The 9,758-nt window shown below is 70.5% G+C and carries 11 protein-coding genes and 1 rRNA gene; 8 read left to right on the top strand and 4 right to left on the bottom strand.

Annotation, left to right across the window (positions count from 1 at the left end; all coding sequences use genetic code 11):
- A 5S ribosomal RNA gene (gene rrf / locus LX14_RS21080) occupies nucleotides 1–86 on the top strand; the annotation flags it as partial.
- Between the two features lie 66 nt (nucleotides 87–152).
- On the opposite strand, the gene LX14_RS17180 is transcribed toward rrf, so the two are convergent.
- A complete protein-coding gene (locus LX14_RS17180; protein ID WP_253648532.1) occupies nucleotides 153–719 on the bottom strand; it encodes an NUDIX domain-containing protein in 567 nt (188 codons plus the stop codon).
- A 17-nt stretch (nucleotides 720–736) separates the two neighbouring features.
- On the opposite strand from LX14_RS17180, the gene nucS reads away from it, so the two are divergent.
- The gene (gene nucS, locus LX14_RS17175) at nucleotides 737–1,420 is read left to right on the top strand and encodes an endonuclease NucS (protein ID WP_253648531.1); all 684 of its coding nucleotides are present in this window, start codon (nucleotides 737–739) and stop codon (nucleotides 1,418–1,420) included.
- A 2-nt stretch (nucleotides 1,421–1,422) separates the two neighbouring features.
- Entirely contained in the window at nucleotides 1,423–1,704 is a 282-nt protein-coding gene (locus tag LX14_RS17170) for an Rv1322 family protein (protein WP_253648530.1), read from the top strand.
- A 21-nt stretch (nucleotides 1,705–1,725) separates the two neighbouring features.
- Here LX14_RS17170 and LX14_RS17165 read toward each other — a convergent pair whose 3' ends face one another.
- Nucleotides 1,726–2,742 (bottom strand): coiled-coil domain-containing protein, encoded by a 1,017-nt coding sequence (locus tag LX14_RS17165; protein ID WP_253648529.1) that lies wholly within the window; start codon nucleotides 2,740–2,742, stop codon nucleotides 1,726–1,728.
- Between the two features lie 64 nt (nucleotides 2,743–2,806).
- Nucleotides 2,807–3,292, bottom strand: a complete 486-nt coding sequence (mce, locus tag LX14_RS17160) for a methylmalonyl-CoA epimerase (protein WP_253648528.1) — start codon at nucleotides 3,290–3,292, stop codon at nucleotides 2,807–2,809.
- 93 nt (nucleotides 3,293–3,385) lie between these two features.
- On the opposite strand from mce, the gene LX14_RS17155 reads away from it, so the two are divergent.
- The 5 genes from LX14_RS17155 (at nucleotide 3,386) to LX14_RS17135 (ending at nucleotide 7,548) form a co-directional block, all read left to right on the top strand.
- On the top strand, nucleotides 3,386–4,573 hold the full coding sequence (locus tag LX14_RS17155) for an acetyl-CoA C-acetyltransferase (protein WP_253648527.1): 1,188 nt from the start codon (nucleotides 3,386–3,388) through the stop codon (nucleotides 4,571–4,573).
- A 63-nt stretch (nucleotides 4,574–4,636) separates the two neighbouring features.
- Complete coding sequence (locus tag LX14_RS17150; protein ID WP_253648526.1) at nucleotides 4,637–4,993, top strand: DUF3817 domain-containing protein; 357 nt, start codon at nucleotides 4,637–4,639, stop codon at nucleotides 4,991–4,993.
- Nucleotides 4,994–5,003: 10 nt separating this feature from the next.
- Complete coding sequence (locus tag LX14_RS17145) at nucleotides 5,004–5,309, top strand: MTH1187 family thiamine-binding protein (protein WP_253648525.1); 306 nt, start codon at nucleotides 5,004–5,006, stop codon at nucleotides 5,307–5,309.
- A complete protein-coding gene (locus tag LX14_RS17140) occupies nucleotides 5,306–6,571 on the top strand; it encodes an MFS transporter (protein ID WP_253648524.1) in 1,266 nt (421 codons plus the stop codon). Before LX14_RS17145 ends, LX14_RS17140 begins: the two co-directional genes overlap by 4 nt.
- A 50-nt stretch (nucleotides 6,572–6,621) precedes the next feature.
- Nucleotides 6,622–7,548, top strand: coding sequence for a tetratricopeptide repeat protein (locus LX14_RS17135; protein ID WP_253648598.1), 927 nt, complete (start codon nucleotides 6,622–6,624; stop codon nucleotides 7,546–7,548).
- Nucleotides 7,549–7,554: 6 nt separating this feature from the next.
- On the opposite strand, the gene glgB is transcribed toward LX14_RS17135, so the two are convergent.
- A complete protein-coding gene (gene glgB / locus LX14_RS17130) occupies nucleotides 7,555–9,747 on the bottom strand; it encodes a 1,4-alpha-glucan branching protein GlgB (RefSeq protein ID WP_301283857.1) in 2,193 nt (730 codons plus the stop codon).
- Between the last annotated feature and the right edge of the window lie 11 nt (nucleotides 9,748–9,758).

The raw sequence follows: 9,758 nt of genomic DNA, 5'->3' as shown, positions 1-9,758 counted from the left end.
GCCCCATTCCGAACCCGGAAGCTAAGCCCTCCAGCGCCGATGGTACTGCACCTTAACAAGTGTGGGAGAGTAGGACACCGCCGAACACAACATCCAGACAAAGCCCTTGGACATCACGTCCAAGGGCTTTGTTGCGTTCATAGGACAAGCGATCATCGACCATTGGCGACGAAGACCGCCCAGCCGGCGAGTGATTGTGCGTCGACGATCGTCCCGTCCGTGATCGCCGCGGTGATCTCGTCTCTGCTCCACCACCCGACTGTCATGTCCTGCTCGGTGTCGTCGCGGGACGGGCTGCCGGCCTGGAGTTGCTCGGCCACCACGATGGACGTCTGCTGGGCGGTGAAACCGGGGGCGACGTCCAGTGTCGCGAGGACGGTGACCGTGTCGGCGACCATCCCGGTCTCCTCGGCGAGTTCCCGACGCGCAGCGTGCGTGATGTCCTCGTCGGGGTGGTCGACGGTGCCCGCGGGGAACTCCCATCGTCGACTCCCGACCGGGTAGCGGAACTGGCGCACCACCGCAAAGCGCCCGTCCTGGCGGATCGCGATCACCACGACACCGGGCGTCCGGTGGACCACCCCGTACGTGCCCAAGCTCCCGTCGCCTCGCCGGACGACGTCCTCCGTGATTGTCATCCACGGGTTGCGGTGCACCTCCCTCCCGCTGACACGCTCGACGGCGGGTGGACGGGTGGGATGGTTGGGCGTCTCGGTCACGCCACTAGGCTGACACGGTGCGTCTGGTGATCGCGGAATGTCAGGTCGACTATGTCGGGCGGTTGACGGCCCATCTGCCGAAGGCGAAGCGGCTCCTGCTCATCAAGAACGACGGCTCGGTGAGCGTGCACGCCGACGACCGCGCCTACAAGCCGTTGAACTGGATGAGTCCGCCCTGCACCCTCGTCGAGCACGATGCGCCCGCCGACAGCGACGCGTCCGCTCTCTGGGTGGTGACGAACAAGGCCGGCGAGGAGCTGCGGATCCTGCTGGGGTCTGTCGAGCACGACTCGTCCCACCAGTTCGGTGTCGACCCCGGCCTGGTCAAGGACGGTGTCGAGGCCCATCTCCAGGAACTCCTGGCCGAGCATGTCGAGACCTTCGGTCCCGGGTTCACGCTCGTGCGTCGTGAGTACATGACCGCGATCGGTCCCGTCGACCTGCTGTGTCGTGATCCCGCAGGCGGCACCGTCGCGGTGGAGGTGAAGCGCCGAGGTGAGATCGACGGCGTCGAGCAGTTGACCCGATACCTCGACCTGCTCAACCGCGACACCACTCTCGCGCCCGTGGCCGGCGTGTTCGCCGCGCAGGTGATCAAGCCGCAGGCGCGGACGCTCGCCGAGGATCGCGGTATCCGCTGCGTGACGGTCGACTACGACGCACTGCGGGGCATCGAGAGCACCGAGTTCCGGTTGTTCTGAGCATGCCGCGCCGTAATCGTCGTCCTGTGCCGTCCCCGGGTGGGGTCGGCGGTGCCACGATGCGCACCGAGCGGGGACCGAGCGGGCTCGACCGTGACCACCATGTGCGTCCGATCCCGGCGGATCGGGCGGTCAAGAGCTACCGGTGCCCCGGGTGCAACCAGGCGATCCTGCCGGGGACGGCGCACGTGGTCGCGTGGCCGACCGACGACGACGGCGACGACCGTCGGCACTGGCACACGGGGTGCTGGCGGGGGCGATCGACCCGTACCGGGTTCCGGTAGCGCCGAAGCCCCGTCGTACCGTCAGGATCGTGAGATCTGCGCGTCCTGCGACAGGCCCTGGTTGAGCAGCTCGGTGCTGTCCAGCGAGACGAGGTCGTCCTCGCCCTCGAGCTCGGCCAGCAGCCGGGGGAGCTCGTCGAGCTGGGACCGTACCTCCGACAGCTGGGCCAACATCCGGCTGCGCAGCTGCCGCGCGCTCTGGACCAGTTCCGCGGACCGGGTGACCCGCTCGGTCGCGAGGGAGTGCGACTGCGCGAGCAGCCGTTCGGACTGTGCCCGCGCGTTGTCGACGAGATCGCGGGCCGTGGCCTCCGAGGTGAGCTCGAGTTCCTTGACCGCCTGCACCGCCTTGTCCCGGCGTGCGGCCATCGTGACGTCGAAGTCCTCCTGCGTCCGCTCGCGGTCCCGACGCGCCTGCGCGTCGAGTTCCTGCGCCTCCGCGCGGGCGTTGGCGACGATCCGCTCCGCCTCCTTCTTCGCCGCATCCATCGTCGAGGAGTGCTCGTGCTCCATGGCTGCGGTCCGTTCGGCGATGAACGTGGCGTTCTCGTCGTGCGCCGCGCGCGCGTCCGCCTCCAGACGGGCGGCCTCACCGCGCAGGCGCTGCGCCTCCGCGGTCGCCGCGGACACCTGCGCGGCGGCCTCCTCCGCGGACTCCTCGCGGAGCTGAGCCGCCTCCTGACGGGCCACGGACAGCACCTCGGCCGCCTCGGCCTGCGCGGTGGCCCTCATCTCCGAGGCCTCGTCGGCGGCGAGCTGGAGCATCCGGGAGATGCGATCGCTCATGCCCTGCGCCGTGGTCACCGGCACGGACAGTGAATCGACCTCGCGACGGAGCTGTTCGATCTCGTCCCGGGCGTCGTCGAGATGCTCGGCGAGCTCGCGGGCGTTGGCGGCGGCGGCGTCGCGATCGGCGGCGATGACGCGCAGTTCGGCGTCCGTGCGGGCGAAGAACTCGGCGACCTGCTCGCGGTCGTAGCCGCGCATGGCGATGGCGAACGGCAGTCCGTGTGATGAGCCCTGATCGTGTTCCGGCATGTCGCGTAGCTTACTTGCCGGGTTCGGCCCCGCGGCGGGTCCGCCCGCGTCCGCGGCGCCGCCCTCAGTGCTCGGTCGCGGCCGGTTCCACGAGCTCCAGCAGGACACCGCCGGCGTCCTTCGGGTGCACGAAGTTGATGCGGGAGTCGGCGGTCCCGCGACGTGCCTGCGGGTAGAGGACCCGCAGGCCGCTGTCGGTGAGGCGGCGGACGACCTCGTCGAGGTCGGTCACGCGCACCGCCAGCTGTTGGAGCCCGGGTCCGTTGCGGTCCAGGAACTTCGCGATGGTCGACGACTCCGTCAGCGGCGCGAGCAACTGGATCTGCGCCGCGCGCGAGGTGCCCGCGTCGGCGGGTCCGACCATCGCCTCGACGACGCCCTGATCGGTGTTGGTCTCCTCGTGCAGGCACACGAACCCGAGATGGTCGGCGTACCAGGCTTTCGCGGCCTCCAGATCGGCGACGGCGATGCCGACGTGGTCGATGGCCGTGACGAGGTCACCGATGGCTGCGGTGGCCGGGGACGGGGAGGTGGATGCGCTGGTCGACATGTCGTGACGGTACCGTTGTCACCGAGTGATCGCTCGGGCCGGGCACGGTCCCGTGCCGATGCGCACCCAGTCCCCCAGAACGAAGAGGTACCCATGTCGTCGGTCATCGTCGCCGGAGCCCGCACCCCCGTCGGACGCCTGATGGGCGCGTTCGGAGACGTCAGCGCAGTCGACCTCGGCGCGACGGCCATCCGGGGCGCCCTGGACAAGGCCGGCCTGCCGGCGTCGGCCGTGGAGTACGTGATCATGGGCCAGGTCCTCACCGCGGGCGTCGGGCAGATGCCCGCGCGACAGACCGCGATCAAGGCCGGGATCGGCTGGGACGTCGCCGCCCTGACCATCAACAAGATGTGCCTGTCGGGCATCGACGCGATCGCCCTGGCCGATCAGCTCATCCGGGCGGGTGAGTTCGACTGCATCGTCGCCGGCGGTCAGGAGTCGATGTCGCAGGCGCCGCACCTGCTGCCCGGCAGCCGTTCGGGCTTCAAGTACGGATCGACCGAACTCGTCGACCACATGGCCTACGACGGACTGTTCGACCCCTTCACCGACCAGCCGATGGGCGCGCTGACCGAGCAGACCAACGACGTCATCACCTTCACCCGTGAGCAGCAGGACGAGTTCGCGGCGCAGTCGCACCAGCGCGCGGCCGCAGCGTGGAAGAACGGCGTCTTCGCCGACGAGGTCGTCCCGGTGAGCGTCCCGCAGCGCAAGGGCGACCCGCTCGAGGTCACCGAGGACGAGGGCATCCGCGCCGACACCACCGCCGAGTCGCTCGGACGGCTCCGTCCGGCGTTCCGCAAGGACGGCACCATCACCGCGGGCAACTCCTCGCAGATCTCCGACGGCGCCGCGGCCGTGATCGTCATGAGCAAGGAGAAGGCCACCGAGCTCGGGCTCACGTGGCTCGCGGAGATCGGCGCGCACGGCGTCGTCGCAGGTCCGGACTCGTCGCTGCAGGCGCAGCCGGCCAACGCGATCGTCAAGGCCTGCGGGCGCGCCGGGATCGACCCGGCCGACCTCGACCTGGTGGAGATCAACGAGGCGTTCGCGGCCGTCGGACTGGCCTCGACGCAGCAGCTCGGTCTCGACCCCGAGAAGGTGAACGTCAACGGCGGCGCCATCGCGATCGGCCACCCCATCGGCATCTCGGGTGCCCGCATCGTCCTGCACCTGGCGCTGGAGCTGCAGCGTCGGGGTGGCGGTACCGGCGCTGCCGCACTGTGCGGGGCCGGGGGACAGGGCGACGCCCTGATCATCACCGTTCCCGGTCGGTCCTGAGCGACACCGACACCTCTACTACTCGCGGTAGTAGCGGGTGACGTCGTAGGGCACAATGAACGCATGAGCTCCGTCCTGGAACCCCGCATCATCGCCCGCGTCTTCCGCGTCGTGGCCATCCTCGAGGCCATCACCTGGCTGGCGCTCCTCATCGCGATGTACTTCAAATGGGTCGAGGGCCACACCGAGGCCGTCGCCGTGCCCGGCATGGTCCACGGGATCGTGTTCGTGGTCTTCGTCGTCGTGTCGCTGGTGACCGCCCGGGTGCTGCGCTGGTCGGTCCCGACCACGGCGTGGGCGCTCTTCTCGAGCATCCCGCCGTTCGGCACGCTGGTGTTCGAGGTGTGGGCACAGCGCACCGGCCGTCTCGAGCGTGACGGCGACCGCAACCGTGTTGCCGAGGGCGCACCGTCCGTGTGACGGTGGGACCGTGATCGTCGCCTTCAGCCTCGCCCCGTCCGGTGGTCCCGCCGTGGCCGACGACGGCAGCATGAGTGCCGCCGTCGCCGAGGCGGTACGCGTGGTGCGTGAGTCCGGGGTGTCCCATCAGACGACCTCGATGTTCACATACCTCGAAGGCGAGTGGGACGAGGTGATGGCGGTGGTGAAAGCCGCCACCGACGCGGTCCTCGCCACGGCGCCGCGGGTGTCGCTGGTGCTCAAGGCCGACATCCGCCCCGGCCACGACGACCAGATGACGGCCAAGGTCCGCCGCGTCGACGAGCATCTCGCGTGAAGCGTCCGGCCTCGGGCCGGGCCCCCACCGCGGTACGCCGCGCCCGCCTGGCGGTGTCCACGGTGTTCTTCGTCAACGGTCTCCTGGCCGCGATGTGGGTCGCCCACATCCCGGTGATCTCCGACGCGACCGGCGTCGACCACGGGACCCTGGGCGGTCTCCTCCTGCTGCTCGGCGGCAGCGCGTTCGTCGGCATGCAGGTCTGCGGTCCCGTCATCGACCGGTACGGAACGCGCGGGGTGATCGTCGCCGCGGCGGTGACGCTGGCGTTCGCGACCCTCGGTCCCGTGGCGGCGACCTCGGCCTGGCAACTCGGTCTGGCGCTCGCGGTGTTCGGGTTCGCCAACGGTGCGATCGACGTCGCGATGAACGCCCACGCGGTGGTCGTCGAGCAGTTCTACGGACGCCCCGTGATGTCGTCCTTCCACGGGTTCTTCTCACTCGGGGGCCTCGTCGGATCCGCGGTGGTCGCGATCGGACTCGTGCTGGACATCCCGGTGGTGGCCACCGTCGCGGTGATCGCCGTGCTGTGCGTGTCCGCGATCGCCGGTGTCCGCCCCGCTCTCGACGCAGCGCGCGTGGGTGCGTCCGACGACGGCCCGGTGACGACCGTGCCCGACGCGGCGGGTGGCGCCGTGGGCACGCGGTTCCCCGCCGGGTCACGCGGGCGGATCCTGCTCATGGCGGCGGTCGCGTTCGCGCTGATGCTCGCCGAGGGCACGGCCTACGACTGGAGCGCGCTGCACACCACTGAGCGCTTCGGCGTCGGTGACGCGGTGGGCGCCGTGGCTTTCGGGGCGTTCAGCGCGACGATGCTCCTGGGACGGTTCCTCGCCGACACGGTCACCACCCGCCTCGGACCCGTCGCGGTGGTGCGCGGCGGCGCGGCGATCGCGGCGGCCGGCATGGCGCTGGTGATCGTCGCGCCCGCCCCGGCCGTCGGCATCGTCGGGTGGGCCGTCTTCGGGATCGGCGTGGCCGGCGGTGTCCCGCAACTCTTCACGGCCGCGGGCAACGTCACCGCGCAGCCCAGCGGGCGGATCATCTCGACGGTGGTGGGCTGCGGCTACCTCGGCATGCTCGCCGGGCCGGCGGTCGTCGGGTTCATCAGTCGAGCGACCACCCTGGGGACCGCGTTGTGGGTCGCGGTGGCGGCGATGGCGTTCGGGTCCGCGGCCGCCGGTGTGGTGCGGCGGAGGGGGTCCGCCGGTGACCGGGGCGATGGTGAGCAGTCGTCCATCCGTGCCAGACTGGACGCGTGAGCCGACCTCAGAACCGCGCGCAGGCAGGCGCGCTCGCCCGGGCCGCGGCCATGTCCGGTGCCGTGGACCTCTCGGGCCTCAAGGAACGAGCCGACGCCGAACGGAGCCGTGCCTCGGCGCCGCCCCGTCCGCCCGCGGGACCTCCCGGCGGCGGCGAGAACGCCGGTGGACCCGCTGCGGTGCCCGCGATCGTCGAGATCACCGAGGCCACCTTCGAGACCGAGGTGATCGCCCGGTCCGATCAGGTGCTGGTCCTCGTCGACTTGTGGGCCACCTGGTGCGGTCCGTGCAAGCAGCTCTCGCCCATCCTCGAGCGCCTCGCCGAGCAGGCCGACGGCAAGTGGATCCTCGCGACCGTCGACGTCGACGCGAACCCGCGGATCGCGCAGGCCTTCGGGGTGCAGTCCATCCCGACGGTCGTCGCCATCGCCGCCGGTCAGCCGGTCTCCGCCTTCCAGGGTGTGCAACCGGCGGAACAGATCTCGGGCTGGATCGACGACATCCTCGAGAAGGTCGGCGACCGGCTCACCGGTCTGCCCGCAGCGGCGGAGGACGCACCGGTGGAGGAACCGGGTGACCCGGAGATGGACGCCGCGGCCGGTCTGCTCGACGCAGGGGATTTCGACGGGGCGCTCGCGGCGTACCGCGCCCTCGCCGACCGCGACCCGTCGAACGTCGAGGCGGCCTCGGCGGCACGCAACATCGAGTTCGTGGTGCGGGCGCAGTCGCACGACCCGTCCGTCGTCGACACCACCGACCCCACCGACGTCGACGCGGCCCTCGCCGCGGCCGACGTGCTGCTGCTCAACCAGCAGCCGGACGCGGCGTTCGACCGGATCATCGCGACGATCCGCGCGACCTCCGGCGACGACCGCTCGCGGGCCCGGGAGCGGCTGCTGGCGCTGTTCGAGTTGTTCGACCCCGCCGAGACCTACGTCGTGTCCGCGCGCCGCAAGCTGGCCAGCGCCCTCTTCTGAGGCCGGTCAGCTCTCCGGGACGATCCACACGGCGCCGTTGGCCGGCAACGTCATCCGTGCCGAAGCGGGACGACCGTGCCAGGCGTCCTCGACGGCGGTGACCGCGCCGAGGTTCCCCTCGCCGGACCCGCTGTAGTGCGGTGAGTCGGTGTTGAGGACCTCGCGCCACACCCCGGCGACGGGGAGACCGACGCGGTAGTCGGTGCGGGTGGTGCCCGAGAAGTTGAACACCGCCGCCAGCACGCTGCCGTCGCTGCCGAACCGCAGGAAGCTGATGATGTTGCCGGCGGTGTCGTTCGCGTCGATCCACGAGTAGCCGTTCGGGGTGACGTCCTGGGTGAACAGCGCCGGCGTCGCGCGGTAGACGCGGTTGAGGTCGGCCACGAGGGACTCGATCCCCGCGTGCAGTTCTCCCTCCCACCCGGTCCGTTGATCCCAGTCCAGGCCGCGTTCCTCGGACCACTCCGCGGTCTGTCCGAAGTCCTGGCCCATGAACAGCAGCTGCTTGCCGGGGTGTGCCCACATGTACGCCAGGGCGACGCGGACGCCGGCCGCCTTCGTCCGGGAGTCCCCGGGCATCCGGGACCACAGGGTGCCCTTGCCGTGTACGACCTCGTCGTGGCTGATCGGCAGGATGAAGTTCTCGCTCCACGCGTACATCAGCGAGAACGTGATCTCGTGGTGGTGGTGGCTGCGATGGATCTGGTCGCGCCCGAGGTAGCCGAGCGTGTCGTGCATCCACCCCATGTTCCACTTCATGGTGAAGCCGAGTCCGCCGAGAGCGGTGTCCCGGGTGACGCCGGGCCATGACGTCGACTCCTCGGCCGCGGTGACCACGCCGGGGAAGAGCTTGTGGACGGTCGCGTTCATCTCCTGCAGGAACTGCACCGCCTCCAGGTTCTCCCTGCCCCCGTGGACGTTCGGTGTCCACCCGCCCTCGGGTCGGGAGTAGTCGAGGTAAAGCATCGATGCGACCGCGTCCACGCGCAGGCCGTCGATGTGGAACTCCTCGAACCAGTAGAGGGCGTTCGCCACGAGGAAGTTGCGGACCTCGTTGCGACCGAAGTCGAACACGTAGGTGCCCCAGTCGAGTTGCTCGCCGCGTCGGGGATCGGCGTGCTCGTAGAGCGGGGTGCCGTCGAAGCGTGCGAGCGCCCACTCGTCCTTCGGGAAGTGGGCGGGCACCCAGTCGACGATGACGCCGATGTCGCGGGAGTGGAGTGCGTCGACGAACGTGCGGAAGTCGTCGGGCGTGCCGAAGCGCGACGTCGGGGCGTAGTACGACGTCACCTGGTACCCCCAGGACCCACCGAACGGGTGCTCGGCGACCGGCAGCAGCTCGATGTGGGTGTACCCCATCTGCTCGACGTACTCGCCGAGCTCGGTCGCGAGCTGTCGGTAGTCGAGACCGGGACGCCACGAACCGAGGTGCACCTCGTAGACGCTCATCGGCTCCGCGGTGGGCACCGATGCAGCGCGACGGGTGATCCAGGCGTCGTCGCCCCAGGTGTGCGACGAGGCGTCGACGATGGACGCGGTGGCGGGCGGCACCTCGGTGCGCCGCGCCATGGGGTCGGCCTTCTCCCGGACGCCCCCGTCGCGGCCGGTGACGCGGAACTTGTACCGGGTGCCCTCACCGACGTCGGGGATGAAGAGCTCCCACACGCCGCTGGACCCCAGCGACCGCATGGGTGTGCCGCGCCCCGACCATCCGTCGAACGAGCCGGTCACCGTGACCCCGACGGCATCCGGGGCCCAGACGGAGAACGACGTCCCGGACACCATCCCGTCGGGGGTGTCGAAGGAGCGCAGGTGTGCGCCGAGGATGTCCCAGAGACGCTCGTGACGTCCCTCGGCGAACAGGTGCAGATCCAGCTCGCCCAGGGTCGGCAGGAACCGGTAGCCGTCGGCGACGAGGTGCTCGGTGGTGCCACCCGCGCCGTCGGGGTAGGAGACGCGATAGCGGTAGTCGACGAGATCCTCGATGTCGATCGCGGCGACGTAGAGGTCGTCGGACTGATGGCGCAGCGGGTGGTCCACACCGCCGATGACGGCGACCACGGCCGTCGCCCCGGGGCGGATGGTGCGCAGGACCGTCCCGCCGGCGACCGGGTGGGCACCGAGCACCGAGTGCGGGTCGTGATGTGTTCCGCTGCGCAGGAGATGCAGGTCGACCTCGCGCAGCGTGGGATCCGGCAGCGGCGCCGGGT

The sequence above is a fragment of the Williamsia deligens genome (assembly GCF_024171765.1).
In the GTDB taxonomy this organism is placed as follows: domain Bacteria; phylum Actinomycetota; class Actinomycetes; order Mycobacteriales; family Mycobacteriaceae; genus Williamsia_A; species Williamsia_A deligens.
This window is presented reverse-complemented; position numbering and strand designations above follow the sequence as displayed.

Bases quoted from the DNA above. Each gene is read 5' to 3' on its own strand.
- LX14_RS17170 (WP_253648530.1), top strand. From the start codon at position 1,423: ATGCCGCGCCGTAATCGTCGTCCTGTGCCGTCCCCGGGTGGGGTCGGC.
- LX14_RS17165 (WP_253648529.1), bottom strand. From the start codon at position 2,742: ATGCCGGAACACGATCAGGGCTCATCACACGGACTGCCGTTCGCCATC.
- mce (WP_253648528.1), bottom strand. From the start codon at position 3,292: ATGTCGACCAGCGCATCCACCTCCCCGTCCCCGGCCACCGCAGCCATC.
- LX14_RS17155 (WP_253648527.1), top strand. From the start codon at position 3,386: ATGTCGTCGGTCATCGTCGCCGGAGCCCGCACCCCCGTCGGACGCCTG.
- LX14_RS17150 (WP_253648526.1), top strand. From the start codon at position 4,637: ATGAGCTCCGTCCTGGAACCCCGCATCATCGCCCGCGTCTTCCGCGTC.
- LX14_RS17135 (WP_253648598.1), top strand. From the start codon at position 6,622: ATGTCCGGTGCCGTGGACCTCTCGGGCCTCAAGGAACGAGCCGACGCC.